The sequence below is a fragment of the Roseovarius maritimus genome, assembly GCF_043355895.2.
In the GTDB taxonomy this organism is placed as follows: Bacteria; Pseudomonadota; Alphaproteobacteria; order Rhodobacterales; family Rhodobacteraceae; genus Roseovarius; species Roseovarius maritimus.
The window spans coordinates 366,828-383,188 of the sequence record NZ_JBHFPF020000003.1 but is presented as its reverse complement, the minus strand read 5'-3'; the positions used below and the strand labels follow the sequence as shown (position 1 = coordinate 383,188).

General features: G+C 62.5%; 14 protein-coding genes. 4 read left to right on the top strand and 10 right to left on the bottom strand.

Annotation, left to right across the window (positions count from 1 at the left end; all coding sequences use genetic code 11):
* Window positions 1–42: 42 nt before the first annotated feature.
* Window positions 43–633: a rhodanese-like domain-containing protein gene (locus tag ACEWPM_RS09215; RefSeq protein ID WP_393961377.1), complete on the top strand. Its 591-nt coding sequence runs from the start codon at window positions 43–45 to the stop codon at window positions 631–633.
* Window positions 634–665: 32 nt separating this feature from the next.
* Here the strand turns inward: ACEWPM_RS09215 and ACEWPM_RS09210 are convergent, their stop codons facing one another.
* The 10 genes from ACEWPM_RS09210 to ACEWPM_RS09165 all read right to left on the bottom strand — a co-directional run bounded on the left by ACEWPM_RS09210 (window position 666) and on the right by ACEWPM_RS09165 (window position 14,046).
* Window positions 666–1,181 (bottom strand): DUF2478 domain-containing protein, encoded by a 516-nt coding sequence (locus ACEWPM_RS09210; RefSeq protein ID WP_393961376.1) that lies wholly within the window; start codon window positions 1,179–1,181, stop codon window positions 666–668.
* Entirely contained in the window at window positions 1,178–2,473 is a 1,296-nt protein-coding gene (locus ACEWPM_RS09205; protein WP_393961375.1) for a molybdopterin molybdotransferase MoeA, read from the bottom strand. The genes ACEWPM_RS09210 and ACEWPM_RS09205 overlap by 4 nt, the downstream gene beginning before the upstream one ends.
* Window positions 2,470–3,087 carry a carbonic anhydrase gene (locus tag ACEWPM_RS09200; protein WP_393961374.1) on the bottom strand — a complete coding sequence of 206 codons (618 nt, stop codon included), beginning with the start codon at window positions 3,085–3,087 and terminating at the stop codon, window positions 2,470–2,472. Before ACEWPM_RS09200 ends, ACEWPM_RS09205 begins: the two co-directional genes overlap by 4 nt.
* Window positions 3,077–3,646: a hemerythrin domain-containing protein gene (locus ACEWPM_RS09195; RefSeq protein ID WP_393961373.1), complete on the bottom strand. Its 570-nt coding sequence runs from the start codon at window positions 3,644–3,646 to the stop codon at window positions 3,077–3,079. Before ACEWPM_RS09195 ends, ACEWPM_RS09200 begins: the two co-directional genes overlap by 11 nt.
* Before the next feature lie 20 nt (window positions 3,647–3,666).
* Window positions 3,667–4,461, bottom strand: coding sequence for a peptidylprolyl isomerase (locus tag ACEWPM_RS09190; RefSeq protein WP_393961372.1), 795 nt, complete (start codon window positions 4,459–4,461; stop codon window positions 3,667–3,669).
* Window positions 4,462–4,466: 5 nt separating this feature from the next.
* Window positions 4,467–5,243, bottom strand: a complete 777-nt coding sequence (gene narI / locus ACEWPM_RS09185; protein WP_393961371.1) for a respiratory nitrate reductase subunit gamma — start codon at window positions 5,241–5,243, stop codon at window positions 4,467–4,469.
* Between the two features lie 11 nt (window positions 5,244–5,254).
* Entirely contained in the window at window positions 5,255–5,974 is a 720-nt protein-coding gene (narJ, locus tag ACEWPM_RS09180; RefSeq protein ID WP_393961457.1) for a nitrate reductase molybdenum cofactor assembly chaperone, read from the bottom strand.
* Window positions 5,975–5,976: 2 nt separating this feature from the next.
* Window positions 5,977–7,503, bottom strand: coding sequence for a nitrate reductase subunit beta (gene narH, locus ACEWPM_RS09175; RefSeq protein WP_393961370.1), 1,527 nt, complete (start codon window positions 7,501–7,503; stop codon window positions 5,977–5,979).
* On the bottom strand, window positions 7,500–11,258 hold the full coding sequence (locus ACEWPM_RS09170; RefSeq protein ID WP_393961369.1) for a nitrate reductase subunit alpha: 3,759 nt from the start codon (window positions 11,256–11,258) through the stop codon (window positions 7,500–7,502). Before ACEWPM_RS09170 ends, narH begins: the two co-directional genes overlap by 4 nt.
* Before the next feature lie 64 nt (window positions 11,259–11,322).
* Window positions 11,323–14,046, bottom strand: coding sequence for a nitrate/nitrite transporter (locus ACEWPM_RS09165; protein WP_393961368.1), 2,724 nt, complete (start codon window positions 14,044–14,046; stop codon window positions 11,323–11,325).
* A gap of 250 nt (window positions 14,047–14,296) precedes the next feature.
* On the opposite strand from ACEWPM_RS09165, the gene ACEWPM_RS09160 reads away from it, so the two are divergent.
* The 3 genes from ACEWPM_RS09160 to ACEWPM_RS09150 all read left to right on the top strand — a co-directional run bounded on the left by ACEWPM_RS09160 (window position 14,297) and on the right by ACEWPM_RS09150 (window position 16,352).
* Window positions 14,297–14,995 (top strand): cyclic nucleotide-binding domain-containing protein, encoded by a 699-nt coding sequence (locus ACEWPM_RS09160; RefSeq protein ID WP_393961367.1) that lies wholly within the window; start codon window positions 14,297–14,299, stop codon window positions 14,993–14,995.
* Window positions 14,996–15,006: 11 nt separating this feature from the next.
* Complete coding sequence (locus ACEWPM_RS09155; RefSeq protein WP_393961366.1) at window positions 15,007–15,318, top strand: carboxymuconolactone decarboxylase family protein; 312 nt, start codon at window positions 15,007–15,009, stop codon at window positions 15,316–15,318.
* A gap of 302 nt (window positions 15,319–15,620) precedes the next feature.
* Window positions 15,621–16,352 (top strand): DUF6639 family protein, encoded by a 732-nt coding sequence (locus ACEWPM_RS09150; RefSeq protein ID WP_393961365.1) that lies wholly within the window; start codon window positions 15,621–15,623, stop codon window positions 16,350–16,352.
* Window positions 16,353–16,361 lie beyond the last annotated feature (9 nt).

The window sequence follows — 16,361 nt, the reverse complement described above, 5'->3', positions numbered from 1 at the left end:
TAGGCTTTGGGGAAGAGGACAATCATCTGGGAGGATAAAGCCATGAGAAACCTTGTCTTGGTCATCGCCATCAGCTTCGCGGGAGGTGCCGCATCAGCGCAGAATGAGGTCGGCATCACCAAGACCGTGCCGTCAGTCACCGTGCAGACCAATTCCGGTCCAATCACGATCGAACGGATTCAGGATCCGTCAAATGAGATCAGCGGTGAATGGGCGCTGACCTCGCGCCCCTGCCCCGAATTCTGCATCCAGCCACAAAGCGCGGCGGATGGCGTTGTGACCATTGGCGAGTTGGAACTTCTCGACATGCTGCAAGATCCGGAGGCCGTGGTCGTCGACAGCCGCACGCGCGATTGGTTCGACGGCGGAACCATCCCGGGTGCGATCAACATCCCGTACACCTATGTCGTGGACGAGCTGGCACGGTTGGGGTGCGAGCCGGATTTCGATGGCTGGGAGTGTCAGGACGCAAAACCCGTGGCACTTTTCTGCAATGGGCTGTGGTGCGGCCAGTCGCCCACCGCGATCCGCCATATGATCGAGGAAGGCTATCCCGCGGACCGCATATTCTACTACCGCGGCGGTATGCAGACCTGGCGGTTGCTAGGGCTGACCGTGACCGGCGGCGACTGAAGGCAGGTCAGCGGGCTGGGGCCCAGATGAGGTCATGCAATCTCGGTTTCAGTCGCGGTCCGGGCCCATTTTCTCAGCGCCGCCCCATCAGGAGGGAGCTGGGTGGCCATCCCCGACGCGAAAGCCTCGAACCCCGCGCGGTTGAGTTTGTTGAGGCCGACGAGAACCGGCACATCCAGTTCGACCGCCTGCGCGATTACATCGCGAAAGCCGCGTCCGTCGGCCTCTTGCTTGCCGAATTTGTTGATGATCAGCAGATCGGCACCCTCTGACAGCTGCGCCCCGACCAGCCCCACAGCCGTTTCCAGCGCAGCAGGGTCGAGGCGGCATCCACGCGCCGAGGGGCCAAGATCCTGACTGATGCGCAGGATGGGGCCATCCGGCAAGACACGTATATCCATGTCGCACAGGCCTGCAGTGCAGCGCTCGGTGTTGATCTGGACGGTGCCGCAGCACCGCACGCCCTGCGCCGCAAGATCAGTGGCCAAGCGTTCGAGGATCAGGTCCGTATCGCCGCGTCCCGGCGCCATCGTGTAGGCTAGCATCATGATCCTGCTCCTTGGATCTGGCAGAAGGGTTGGAATTCGACAAGCGCCCCGGCGGGCAGATGATCGGCCTCCGCGGGCAGGAATATCAACCCGTCCGCCTGTGGCAAGAGGCCGACACGCCCCGAGTGGGTGGCATCCTGAAATTCAACGATTTCGCGGCCCAAGGCATCGAACCCGGCAAGGGTGGCAGAGCGCAACTCGCAGCGGCCGGGCTTGCGTTGGATCGCCGCAGAGGTCACAACATGGCGGCGGGACGCACCGCTGCCCGCCTCCCCCGCCAATGCCCGGATCAGCGCTGCGCCGAAAATCTGCCATGTGACAAAAGCCGACAGGGGATTGCCCGGCAGACCAAGCCAGAAGGTCGATCCGATCCGTCCGAACGAAACCGGCTTGCCCGGCTTGATCGCGACGCCGCTGAAAAATGTGGTGGCGCCCAGATCGGCAAGGGCGGGTTTGACATGGTCTTCTTCGCCGACCGATATACCACCAGTTGTGACGACCAGATCAGCCCGGCCCGCCAGATCGTCCAGCTGACGCGCAAGGACGGCGCGGCTGTCAGCGCCATGCGCGATGGCCACAAGATCCAGATGCGCGGCGCTCAGAGCGGCGGTCAGCATCGGCGTATTCACATCCCATATCTGTGCCGCGCTGCGCGCCCCGCCCGCCGCGCGCACCTCGTCGCCCGTGACCAGAAGTGCGACGCGCAGCCGCTGGCGAACACGGACCACGCTGACACCCGCAGCCGCGCAGGCGGCGATTTCCCTTGGCCCAAGGCGGCAACCCCGGTCCAGGACGGTCGCGCCGGCGACCATGTCGCTTCCAGCGCGGCGAATGTTGAGGCCGGGCGCGGGGCGACGGTGCAGGTGAACGACATCCGCGACCCGCGTGACCTCCTCCTGCATCACGACGGCATCTGCGCCCTCGGGGATCGGGGCACCGGTAAAGATGCGGGCCGCCGTGGCCCCAGCGATTTTCCCGGACACCGCCTGCCCCGCTGGCATGCGCGCGATCACCTGCAGCGCCCAAGGTCCGTCGCCGGTCAGGGAGGATTGCATAACCGCATAGCCATCCATCGCCGCATTGTCGAAAGCGGGCGCCATCGCGTGCGACCGGATCGGCTGCATCAGGATACGGCCGATGGCCTCGCCCAGCGGCACAGCCTCGATCCTTGCCACCGGGGCGACATGCGCGGCAATCCGGCCCAGCGCCTCGTCGATGCTGATCAGGGGGCGGAGTATGTCATGGCCGTCGCAGCCACAGCCGGTTGACGCGATCGCCTCGTGGATGGTCATTCTGTGGTCTCCTGTTCGAAATGGCCCGGTCCGATGCTGCAATCGAGGTCGCGCAGGCGGCCATCTTTCAATCCGTAGATCAGGCCGTGCACGCGGATATTGGCGCGGCGCCCCCATGCCCGTTGCAGGATCGGGGATTCGCAAACACGCCGGACGCCCTCGACGACGTTCAACTCGGCCAGCCTGTCGCGCCGCGCCTCCAGATCGGGCTCGCGCCCCAGATCGACGGCATAGCTGCGCGCGAGGCGGCGGATCGGCTCCAGCCAGTGATCGGCAAGGCCATGGGGCAGATCCTCGGTCGCGGCCCGGACGCCGCCGCAGCCGTAATGACCGCAGACTATGATCTCGCTCACGCTCAGGGCGTCGACGGCGAACTCGAGGGCCGATAGCAGGTTCATGTCCGAGGAATGCACGATATTGGCGACGTTGCGATGAACGAAGACCTCGCCCGGATCCAGCCCCGCGACCACGTTTGCCGGAACCCGGCTGTCCGAGCAGCCTATCCAGAAGAACTCGGGTGCCTGCAACGCTGCGAGCCGGGTGAAATAATCAGGCTCCTCGGCGTGGCGCCGCGCCGACCAGTCGCGGTTGCGCGCCAGAATATCATTCAGCATGCTTATCCTCCACACTGACCGGCAACCCCCGCCGCCGCCGCATATGCTGCGACAATTTTCGCAGATCAGCCGGCGTCAGGCGCGCGCGGGCAATCGGCAAGAGGATCGCGTTCTCGGCCACGAGATGCTCGCGAACATGGCCCGCGAATTGCGAGAGCGTCTCGCGCTCCTCGGGCGCCAGATCAGACCCGGTGTCAAGGCACCGGCACAGGATGGCGCGAACCTTCGGCAGCAGGCGTGAGGCCGCGTCCAGATCATGCCGGATGCGAGAGATCGTCTTCTCGATCTCGTCCTCAGCCTTGCAGCGCCGCGAGAGGATGGGGAAAAGGTCCTCCGCCTCGTCGCGCATGTGCATGTTCAGCTCTTCGTTGACAAAGCGCAGCACGGTCAGCGCGGCCTGCCTTTCGATGCGCGCGCCCCCGGCAAGCCCGTCAATCACCGCGCATATTTGCCGCTCGCGCAGATGATCTTCGCTGATGAAATCAAGCGGACTCAGCAGCAGCGCGTGGTCTGACGGCGGCAGACCGCCTTCGCGCGGCGTCGGCTCTGACTGTTTCATGGCACGCCCTTTCGCGCGGGTCAGATCGGAGCGAGGCTGGCGCCCTTGATGTCCGCCCCCTCTGCAAGCCCCTCGATGAACTCCCGCGACGCGCGCGCCCAAGCCGCCTTTTCCAGCGCTTGGGCGATCTTGGGCCGCACCGTCTCATACGGAAGGACCTGACCGGGCGCCGTGGCGTTCAGGCGGATGATGTGCCATCCGTGGCGCGACAGGACCGGCTCGGGCGTCAGGCCGCCCTCATCAAGGGTTCGCAGCGCGGCCTCGAATTCGGGCACGGTGTCGCCGGGGCCAACTTGGCCCAGCTGCCCGCCGGAGGCCTTGGAGTCGCAATCGCTTTCACGCGCTGCCTGGGCAAATCCCTTGGCGTCGCCGTCCAACCGCGCCAGAACGGCTTTGGCGCGTGCCTCGGCCATGTCGCGCGTGGCCTCGTCGCGGGGATCGCAAGCAAACAGGATATGCGAAACATCCCAGAGCGGCGCCGAGCGGTAGCGGGACGGATCCTTGGCCCATTCGGCGCGGACCGCCTCCTCCGTCACCGGGTCGATGGCAAGCGCCTCGTCCAGCAGGGCGCGAATGCGGGCTTCGTCGTCGGTCTCGACCCGCCCCGGAGCCAACTCCTCCGGGTCGGCTTCAAGCTGGCGGCGGTTCGCCTCCTGCAAAAGCAGCGCACGAATGGCGAGGGCCTGCGCCGCCTTGCGCCAAGCGATGCCGGGCTTGTCCTTGGGGGCGGCGTGGTTCTGGGCCTCGGCGGCAATTGCCGCCGAGGGAATGGTTTCGCCGTTGACGACGACATCGGGGAAAAGAGCTACGTTCATCGCAGTCACTCCGCAGGGGTCGTCGTCGAGGGGCCGCGCTTGGCCTGACGGGCATCATAGTCGCGGCGCGACTCCTCAAGAGGGCGGCGGCGACGCGAGCGGACCATCTGGTAGCCCGGGCGCAGCGTCACGTAGCGGATCGGCACCGACAGCATGTGCACCAGCCGGGTGAACGGGAACAGGGCCACGATCACCATGCCAAGGAAGATATGCAGCTTGAAGAGCCAATGAACATTGATCACTTCGGCCCATGCGTTCAACTCAAGGCTCATGACGCTTTGCGACCAGGTCATGAAGCGCACCATTTCCACGCCATCCATGTGTTCGAGCGTGATGATGATGGTTCCCAGTCCCACCACAACCTGAATCCAGAGGATCACCAGGATGGCGATGTCGGCAAAGCTGGAATTGAGCCGGATCCGCGAGTCGAAGAGGCGCCGATGCAGGAGTATGGTCGCGCCGACAAAGGTGGACAGGCCCGCCACGCCGCCAAGGATCACTGCCAGCCATTGCTTGGCCGCGTAGGGGATCATCAGCGCGTCCAGAACCCAGATCGGGGTAAAGAGCCCGATCAGGTGACCGAAGAACAGCACGATGATGCCCGCATGAAAGAGGATGGAGCCCCAGAACAGCTGCTTGCGGCGCAAGAGCTGGCTGGAGGAGGTTTTCCACGTGAACGGGTCGCGCTCATACCTTGCGATGGTGCCGATAAGCGCCACGGCAAGCACGGCATAGGGAAGGATGCCGAAGATCAGGAAGTTGATATCGAAATTGTCAAACATGATCTGCGCTCCTATTCGGCTGCATGCGGGTGCCGGGAGGCACCGGTTGCGGAGGGGGCCGGTCTGTCCATCGAGGCCAGCATGTCACGGACCTGGGGGCATCCTCCGTTGGGATCGGGGCCGAAAGTGACTTCGGTTTCCTCCCAGACGGCGTCGAGGGCTTCCAGATCGCTTGGATCGTCGTCGGGCTGCGCCAGCATATCCGCCACTGCTTCGGCATCGGCCTGCTCGCCCGAAAGCTGCAGAAGTGCGGTGAATACAGCTGCATAGCCGCTTTCGCGGCGGGCCAGCCGGGTGCTGAGCGCGTCGAGGATATGGGCGGCATCCGCCAGGATCTCCTGCGCCTCTGCCGTGGGCCGCGAGGCAAGAAATTCCAGAAGCACCGGCAGGTGATCCGGCAATTCCGTCGTCGCGGGCTCAAAGCCGCTTTCGCGGTAGGTTTCGATCAGGCTGACCATTGCTCCGCCCCGGTCACGGCTTTCGCCGTGAACATGCTCGAAAAGGTTCAGCGACAGGGTGCGCGACCGATCAAAGAGCATGACGTAGCCCTCCTGCAGGTCATAAAGGTCGCCCTGCGCCAACCGGCGTGCCAGCGCGTCCAGCTCTGCCTTCACGGCAGAACCGAGGCGCGGATCAGCGGCCAGAACGCCCGCGATTTCGTGCATGGCGCCTTGATGTTCGGCTGTCGGATAGCTGAGGATCAGCGACAGCGCCTTGAGTGTGCGGTCCATCATCAGAATGTCTCCGTAGGTAGGGCAAAGGATTTCTTCTTGCCGCCGAACAGGGTGGTCTTGCCGGCGCTGCCGGAAGAACAGCCGTTGCCATCGGTGAAACCGCAACCGCCACGGATGTCCGCGCCTGCCTCGTTCTGTTCGCGGTGCGCCGTGGGGATCGCGAAACGATCCTCGTAATCGGCGATGGCCATGATCTTGTACATGTCCTCGATCACGCGGCCCGACATGCCGACGCGGGCGGCAATCGCCTCGTCCCGCACGCCATCGACGCTGAGCGCGCGCATGTAGAGACGCATGGCCGACATGCGCTCAAGCGCATGCACGATCGGCTCCTCGTCACCTGCGGTCAGCAAGTTGGCGAGGTATTTGACCGGAATGCGCAGGCTGCGTACATCGGGCATCTGGTCGCTCATCGCGATCTGGCCGGCCTCGGCCGCGTTCTGGATCGGCGAAAGCGGCGGGATGTACCACACCATCGGCAGCGTCCGGTATTCGGGATGCAGCGGGAAGGCGACCTTCCAGTCCATCGCCATCTTCCAGACGGGGCTGACCTTGGCCGCCTCGATCCAGTCGTCAGGCACACCGTCGCGGCGGGCCGCGGCGATCACTTCGGGATCGTTCGGGTCGAGGAAGACGTCCATCTGCGCACCGTAAAGATCGGTCTCGCGCTCGGCACTTGCCGCTGCCTCGATCTTGTCCGCGTCATAGAGGATGACCCCCAGATAGCGGATGCGCCCCACGCAGGTTTCCGAGCAGACCGTCGGGTTGCCGGACTCGATGCGCGGATAGCAGAAGGTGCATTTCTCGGATTTGCCGGTATCCCAGTTGTAATAGACCTTCTTGTAGGGGCAGCCCGAGATGCACATCCGCCAGCCCCGGCATTTCTCCTGGTCGATCAGGACGATGCCGTCCTCCTCGCGCTTGTAGATCGCGCCCGACGGGCAGGATGCGGAACAGGTGGGGTTGAGGCAATGCTCGCACAGGCGCGGCAGATACAGCATGAAGGTATTTTCATACTCTCCATAGATCTCCTTCTGCACGTTCTCGAAGTTGTAGTCCTTCGAGCGCTTCGAGAATTCACCGCCCAGGATTTCCTCCCAGTTCGGGCCCTTCTCGATCTTTTCCATCCGCTCGCCGGTGATCCTGGACCGGGGGCGCGCGCTGGGAAAGGCATTCATGTCGGGCGCGGATTTCAGGTGGTCATAGTCGAAATCGAACGGCTCGTAGTAGTCGTCAATCTCGGGCATGGACGGGTTGGCAAAGATATTCGCCAGAATCCGCCACTTGCTGCCCTGCTTGGGGTGCAGCTTGCCGCTGGCCGAGCGGGACCAGCCGCCATTCCAGCGCGCCTGATTTTCCCAGTCGGTCGGATAGCCGGTGCCGGGTTTGCTCTCGACGTTGTTGAACCAAGCGTATTCCACGCCGTCGCGGCTCGTCCAGACGTTCTTGCAGGTAACAGAGCAGGTGTGACACCCGATGCATTTGTCCAGGTTCAGAACCTTGCCGATTTGTGCGCGAACTCTCATTCTGCTGCCTCCACTTTATCGGTTGAGGACTGGGCTGCGGGGGTGTCCAGCCAGTCGATCTTCTTCATCTTGCGCACGATCACGAACTCGTCGCGGTTGCTGCCCACGGTGCCGTAATAGTTGAAGCCGTAGGACAGCTGCGCGTAGCCGCCGATCATATGCGTCGGTTTCAGCGTGGTGCGCGTGACCGAGTTGTGGATGCCGCCGCGATTGCCGGTCTTTTCCGAGCCGGGCGTATTCACGATCTTTTCCTGCGCGTGATACATGAACAGCGTGCCTTGCTTGATCCGCTGGCTCACCACCACCCGCGCGGTCAGCGCGCCGTTGGTGTTGTAGGCCTCGATCCAGTCGTTATCGACCAGCCCGGCCTTCTGCGCGTCCACCTCGGACATCCAGACCACGGGCCCGCCCCTGTTCAGCGTCAGCATCAGCAGGTTGTCGGTATAGGTGCTGTGGATACCCCATTTCTGGTGAGGCGTGATAAAGTTCAGCACCACATGCGGACTGCCCTCGGCCGCGTCGTTGTTGACGGCCTTGGTGATGGTCTTGAGGTCTACCGGAGGCCGATAGCTGACGAAACCCTCGCCAAAGGCCCGCATCCACAGGTGATCCTGATAGAGTTGCTGCCGGCCCGTGAGGGTCCGCCACGGGATCAGCTCGTGCACGTTGGTATAGCCGGCGTTATAGCAGACCTCCTCGCTCTCGATGCCCGACCATGTGGGCGACGAGATGATCTTGCGCGGTTGGGCCGCGATATCGCGGAAGCGGATCTTGGTGTGATGCGCGCCCTCGGCCAGATGCGCGTGGTGCCGGCCGGTGGGTTTTTCGAGCTCTTCCCATGCCTTGACGGCAACTTCGCCGTTGGTCTCGGGCGCCAGCATCAGGATCATCTCGGCCGCGTCGATAGCGGTGTTCAGCTTGGGCTGGCCTTTCGACACGCCCTCGTCCAGAACCTCGCCGTTCAGATCGCGCAGATGCCCGACCTCAACCTTGGTGTCCCAAGTGATCCCCTTGCCGCCATTGCCCAGCTTTTCCAAAAGCGGGCCGACCGACGTGAACTTCTTGTAGAGGTTCGGATAATCCCGCTCGACCGCTATATAGTTCGGCGCGGTCTTTCCGGGGATCAGCTCGCACTCGCCCTTTTTCCAGTCCTTCACATGGGCCTGCGCCAATTCGCCGGGTGTGTCGTGCAGCAGCGGTAGCTGGACGATATCCGTCTCCACCCCCAGCACCTCGGGCGCCACCTCGCTGAATTTCTTGGCGATCGTCTTGAAGATCTCCCAGTCCGAGCGGCTTTCATAGGCCGGATCCACGGCTGCCTGCAGCGGATGGATGAACGGGTGCATGTCGGACGTGTTCAGATCGTCCTTTTCATACCAGCTGGCCGTCGGCAGCACGATGTCTGAATAGACGCAGGTGGTGGACATGCGGAAGTCGATGGTGACCAGCAGATCGAGCTTGCCCTTGGGCGCCTCGTCATGCCAGACGGCCTCCTTCGGCATCACGCCGCCTTCCTCGCCCAGGTCCTTGCCCATCACGCCGTGATCGGTGCCCAAGAGATGCTTGAGGAAATACTCATGCCCCTTGCCGGACGAACCCAAGAGGTTCGAGCGCCAGACGAAGAGGTTGCGCGGCCAGTTTTCCGGCGCGTCGGGATCTTCGCAGGACATCTGCAGGTCGCCGGATTTCAGCTGCTCGGCAACGTAATCCTTGATCTCCTTGCCGGCTTTCTTGGCCGCTTTCGCCACTTCCAGCGGGTTGGTTTTCAGCTGCGGCGCGGAGGGCAGCCAACCCATGCGCTCGGCCCGGATATTGTAGTCGATCAGGCTGATATCCCAATCGCCCTCGGGCGCGGTGGGCGACAGGATCTCGCCCGCGCGCAGCGTCTCGTAGCGCCACTGATCAGTGTGGGCATACCAGGCGCTGGTCGCGTTCATGTGCCGCGGCGGGCGGTTCCAGTCCAGCGCGAAGGCCAGAGGCTGCCAGCCGGTTTGCGGGCGCAGCTTCTCCTGGCCAACGTAATGCGACCAGCCGCCGCCTTCCTTGCCGATGCAGCCACACATCACCAGCATGTTGATGATGCCGCGATAGTTCATGTCCATGTGATACCAGTGGTTCACACCGGCCCCGAGGATGACCATCGACTTGCCTTCAGTCTTTTCGGCGTTGGATGCGAATTCACGGGCGACCGCGATGATCTTCTCGCGCTCGAGGCCAGTGATCTTTTCGGCCCAGGCGGGGGTGTAGGGGCTGTCATCGTTGAAGTCTTTCGACACCCAATCACCGCCAAGACCACGATCGAGGCCGTAATTCGCGCAGAAGAGGTCAAAGACCGTCGCAACCAGCGCCTCGGTGCCATCGGCCAGCGTGACGCGCTGTGCGGGAATGTTGCGGGTCAGCACCTCGGGGTGATCGCATTTGACGAAATCGCCGGTTGCGGCGCCGCCGAAATAGGGGAAATCGACCCCGACCACTTCATCGTGATCCTCTTCCAGGATCTGGCTCAGGCGCAGTTGCGCCTCGGCGCCCTTGGCCTGCTGCTCGAGGTTCCATTTGCCCTCTTCGCCCCAGCGGAAACCGATAGAGCCGTTGGGCGCCACGATCTTACCCGTGGCCGTGTCATAGGCGACGGTTTTCCAGTCGGGGTTGTTGGTCTCGCCCAGCTTGTCGTCGAAATCCTCGGCGCGCAGCATCCGGCCGGGGACAAGCCGCCCATCCGTTTCGTCAAGGCGGACAAGCATCGGCATATCCGTGTATTTGCGTGCGTATTCCTCAAAATACTCAGCCTGCCGGTCCAGATGATACTCGCGCAGGATGACATGACCCATGGCCATGGCCAGCGCGGCATCGGTGCCCGCCTGCGGGTTCAGCCAGATATCGCCGAACTTGGCGGCCTCGGAATAGTCCGGGCTGACCACGGCGGATTTGGTGCCGCGATAGCGCACCTCGGTATAGAAATGCGCATCCGGCGTGCGGGTCTGCGGCACGTTCGAACCCCAGAGCATCAGGAAGCCCGCATTGTACCAATCGGCCGATTCCGGCACGTCCGTCTGCTCGCCCCAGGTCTGCGGCGAGGCGGGAGGCAGATCGCAATACCAGTCATAGAAGGACATGCAGGTGCCGCCCAGAAGGCTGAGATAGCGCGATCCGGCAGCATAGCTGACCATCGACATGGCCGGGATCGGGGAAAAGCCGAACACCCGGTCTGGGCCGTGGACCTTGGCGGTATGGGCGTTCGCCGCGCCGACGATCTCGGTTGCCTCGTCCCATGTGGCGCGAACAAAACCGCCCTTGCCGCGGGTCTTGACATAGGAGGCGCGCAGCTTGGGATCATTCTGGATTGCCGCCCAGGCGGCCACGGGCGTCATCGTCTCGCGCATCTTGCGCCAAGCGCGCATCAGGCTGCCGCGGATCAGCGGGTTCTTCACGCGGTTGGCCGAGTAGAGATACCAGCTATAGGAGGCGCCGCGCGCGCATCCGCGCGGCTCGTGGTTGGGCAGGCCGGCGCGGGTGCGCGGATAATCGGTCTGCTGAGTCTCCCAGGTGACGATGCCGGATTTCACGTAGATCTTCCACGAGCACGACCCGGTGCAGTTCACCCCGTGGGTCGAGCGGACGATCTTGTCGTGCCGCCAACGGTTCCGGTAGGTGTCCTCCCAATCGCGGCTCTCGCTGGTGGTCTGACCCCAACCATCCGAGAATTGCTCCAGTTCCTTGCTCTGGAAGAAGTTCAGTCTGTCGAGCAGATGGCTCATCTTGCTGTCCTTTCGATGTTCAAGCCGGGGGCGGCGGCCTGCGCCGCCCGCGAATTCAAAGATGTTATTGTGCGGGCTGGGCGGTGGATCCCGCCGCGCCGCCGCCTTTTTCAATGTCGTGCAGCAGGCCACCGGGGCGCGTGTAGACGGCCCAGGTGATCATGAGGCAGACCACGTAGAAGATCAGGAAGCCCCAGAGCGCCCCCACCGGCGAGCCGGTCATCGCGATCGAGGTGCCGTAAGCCTTCGGGATGAAGAAGGCGCCATAGGCGGCGATCGCGCTGGTGAAGGCGATGATCGCGGCGCTTTCCCGCTCGCCCTGCTTGCGGCTTGCGGTGGCATCCAGATGCGGCATCAGGCGGCGGATTTCCTTGCCCATGATCGCCGGGATCATCTGGAAGGTGGACGCGTTGCCCACACCCGTCAGGAAGAACAGCGCCATGAAGGCCACGAAGAAGCCCAGGAAACTGCCCGCACCCAGCGAAGCGATGACACCGAAGACCGCGACGATCATCCCGCCGAAGACCCAGAAGGTCACACGCCCGCCGCCCCACTTGTCCGAGACCCAGCCCGTCGCGGCGCGGCTGAGCGCCCCGACAAGCGGCCCGAGGAACACGTATTGCAGCGCGTTCACTTCGGGGAAGGCGATCCGTGTCAGAAGCGGGAAGCCAGCCGAGTAGCCGATGAAGCTGCCGAAGGTGCCGGTATAGAGGATGCACATCAGCCAGTTATGCTTGCGGCTGAAGATGATCGCCTGCTCGCGGAAGCTGGCCTTGGCATCGGCGATGTCGTTCATCCCGAGCCAGGCCGCAGCCGTGGCGAGCAGGATGAAGGGCACCCAGACAAAGCCCGCGTTCTGCAGCCAGAGCTGGCCACCATCGGTCAGTTGCACAGCCTCGCCGCCCATTGCGCCAAAGACACCGGCGGTGATGACGATCGGCACGAGGAACTGCATGACCGACACGCCCAGATTGCCCAGACCCGCGTTCAGGGCCAGGGCGTTGCCCTTTTCCGCCTTGGGAAAGAAGTAGGCGATATTGGCCATGGACGACGCGAAGTTGCCGCCACCGAAACCGCAGAGCAGCGCCAACGTCAGGAAGATCAGGTAGGGCGTGTCGGGGTTCTGCACCGCATAGCCGATACCCATCGCCGGCAGCAGCAGCGACGCGGTCGACAGCGTGGTCCAGAGCCGGCCGCCGAAGATCGGGACCATGAAGCTGTAGAAGATGCGCAAGGTCGCGCCTGAAAGGCCCGGCAGCGCCGCAAGCCAGAAGAGCTGACCCGTCGAGAACTCGAACCCGATGGCCGGCAGTTTGGCCACGACCATCGACCACACCATCCAGACCGAGAAGGCCAGCAGCAGCGCGGGGATCGAGATCCAGAGGTTGCGCCGCGCCACGGCACGTCCCTTGTCGGCCCAGAACGTATCATCCTCGGGCCGCCAGTCTTCCAGCACGCGCGGCATGGCCGTCGTCGCGGGGTTATGGATTTCCAGCATTTCAGGCAGTGCCGGCAGTTGGTCCAGTGCCTCGCCTTGCGCCGCACGCTCCATTCTGCGGATCGACAGGTGCATCCAGGTCAGTGAAACGGCGACGATGGCAAAGAGGATCGCAAAGCTTGAGGTGTAGATGCCCGTCAGGTCCAGCGCGGCGCCGAAGATGATCGGCAGGATAAAGCCGCCCAGACCGCCGATCATGCCCACCAGGCCGCCGACCGCGCCGACATGCTTGGGGTAATAAACGGGAATGTGCTTGAACACGGCCGCCTTGCCGAGGCTCATGAAGAAGCCGAGGGCGAAGAGAACGGCGATGAACGGCCAGAACCCCATCGAAGTCGAAAAGGCAATCGCGCCCGACTTGCCCTGGATCACGTAATCGGTGGGCGGGTAGGACAGCATGAACAGCAGCACGAGCGAAAAGCCGAAGGTCCAGTACATGACCTGGCGCGCGCCGAACTTGTCGCTGAGATGACCGCCATAGGCCCGGAAAAGCGAGGCCGAGAGGCTAAACGAGGCCGCCGCCATGCCCGCGGTCTTCACATCGACACTGTAGACGTCGATCAGGTAGTGCGGCATCCAGAGCGCCAGCGCCACGAAGGCGCCGAAAACAAAGAAGTAGTAGAGCGAGAAGCGCCAGACCTGCAGGTTCTTCAGCGGTGCGAACTGCTCGGCCAGCGTGGGTGCCTTGGTGCCGGCCTTGCGCCGCTCGACCAGCTCAGGGTCGTCCTTGGCGAAAATAAAGAAGAGCACGCCGATGATGGCCAGCCCTGCCGCCCAGACATAGGCCACACCGTGCCAGCCATAGGCGACCATGACGAAGGGAGCGACGAACTTGGTCACCGCCGCGCCCACATTGCCTGCGCCGAAGATACCCAACGCCGTGCCCTGGTGGCCCGCATCGTACCAGCGGCTGACATAGGCCACGCCGATGATGAACGAGCCGCCCGCAAGGCCGATGCCAAGTGCCGCAACCAGATACATGATGTAGGTATCCGCCAGCGTCAGCGCCCAGGTGGCCAGCGCCGTCAGCAGCATCTGCGCTGCAAAGACCAGCCGCCCGCCATATTTCTCGGTCCACACGCCCAGGAACAGGCGAGTTATGGAGCCGGTCAGGATCGGCGTTGCAACCAGCAGGCCGAACTGGGCTTCGGTCAGGCCCAACTCTGACTTGATAGCGACACCAATAATTGAAAAGATTGTCCAGACCGCGAAACAGGCGGTGAAGGCAATCGTGCTCAAGCTCAAGGCGCGGGTCTGATCCGCGCGGGAGGCTGTGGCTACGGTTTGCATGGCGGGGTCTCCGTCAAAGGGATGCTTCCCCCTAAAAAAAGGGGATTGGCATCACACCTGCGGCATGGGTCGCAAAGCCGAATTGATCTAGATCATTAAATGGGGAAAAGCGCAGCGAAATAAATCACTTACGGAAATTTATCAGTGCAGCTGTGGTAATGTGTCAATTGCATATCCGCATAAATCAATTTATAGTTTGATATTTATCAATCTATAAATTCCTGTCCAAAACGAAAGCGGAGAGAACGCCATGCCCGATTCGGAGTTCCGCGACATTCGAAAGCTCGACGTGTTTTCACAGATGACGGAGGAGCATTTTGCCTCGCTCATGCGCGTCGCTTATGTCCAGACCTTCCCCACCCAGGTCGATTTGATCGCCGAGGGCGAACCGAGCGATTTCCTGCATATCGTGCTGTCGGGATCGGTGGATCTCTTCTCGACATGGAACGGCCGGGAGACCAGCATGGCCACGGTGAGACCGGTTTCGACCTTCATTTTGGCCGCGACGATCAATGACGCGGCGTATCTGATGTCGGCCCGCACATTGGAGAAAAGCCGGATCGCGCTGATCCCCAGCCAGAATGTCCGCGCCATTTTCGATCTCGACAGCAATTTTGCCCGCGCGATCGTGTCCGAACTCGCACAATGCTACCGCTCGGTCATCAAGGCACAGAAAGATCTCAAGCTCAGAAGCTCGCTTGAGCGTCTGGCGAACTACCTGCTGCGGCAGCAAAGACGCGTTGGCGGTGACGCGACGTTCAAGCTCGAATTTGAAAAACGCCGGCTTGCCTCGGTTCTGGGCATGACGCCTGAAAACCTCAGCCGCGCGTTCAAGGGCCTCCAGCCTTATGGCGTCACGGTGAATGGCACGCAGATCACCATAGGCAATCAGTCTGAACTGGAGAGTTTCGCCAAGCCCAACCCCCTGATCGACGATTCATCAACCTGAAGGAGCGATAGATGACCAAACCCTTGCCCGGCGCCGCCGGAGACCTCGCCGAAGAGCACCCCGAAATTTGGAGCGCCTATTCAGCCTTGGGAAAGGCCACCGCCGACTGCGGCCCGCTGACGGCACGCGAAAGACGGCTGGTCAAGCTCGCGCTTGCCATCGGTGCCGGGTCCGAGGGCGCCGTGCACTCGCACACCCGCCGCGCGAAGGGTGAGGGGATCGAGGCGGCTGCGCTGACGCAGGTCGCGATGCTCGCCATAGGACCGCTGGGATTGCCGCGGGCGGTGGCCTCAAAAACATGGATCGAGGATGTGACCGAGTAATATAGGTTCGCATCCGGCAGGATCAGGACGCACCCGCCCTGACGCTGCATAGAAGACGGCGGGCGTTTGCTCATATCAGGCCTCCGCTCGTCAGCGCGGAGGCGGCCTTGCCGGCGCGGCGCCTGACCCGGGCATGGTTCAGATTTTGCCGCGCCCGGCCGGTTGTGCGGTTTCTTCTGGTGACAGAGAACTCATATACTCGTCTCTGATCCAGAGTGAGTAACCTGCCACCAGCCTGCCCAAGAAAAGAGTAGCCCAGTGCGTTTCAAAACGGATTTTCGGCAGAACCGCATGTCATTGGTTTGACCGGCTCTGATCATCAGATAATCTATTACCTAGGGGGGAAGAGCGTCATCAGCGTCAAAATTGGTATTTCAACATCAGTATCGCTGGCCTTCTTCATCTCTGCGGCGGCGGCTGCAGAGATGTCATGCAAGAGCATCCCCCTCACCGTCAACGCTCCGAGCTTTGCCATTGCCCAGCGCACCTGCAACGCCGCAGCACGCACCTTACCTCTGATCACATCCTGCGGCGTTGTTCTAACCCAGCCGTATTACATCGAGGTCAAGGAAACGATTCCGGGATCCAGGAATTGCATGGGTGTCTATCACTGCGGCACTGAACGAATTGAGATGCTGTCACCCGAGGGCATCAAACGTCTGCGAAGTGACGATAGCGCTTTTCGTTCAATATCAACGCCAAGCTATTTTGACAGCATCTTGACACACGAACTCGCGCACGCGGCATATGACGCAGTGCCCTGCCCGTTTCCAGACTGCCTGCTGACCAGTGAGTATGTGGCCTATGCGATGCAGGTATATTCATTGCCGCCCAAAGACCGAGCGGCTTTCGAAGCCGGTGCGCCCATGAATAGCCCGGTCAGCCGCTACGACATCAGTTCTGTCGCTCTTTTCATGGCCCCTGATCAGTTCGCGCGAAACGTTTGGGCGCATTTTTCGCAAAGAGAAGATGGCTGTGCCTATGTGGCGGATATGATGGAGGGCAACTTCCATCTCGACACCGAACGGCCTTAGCCTTAGCGA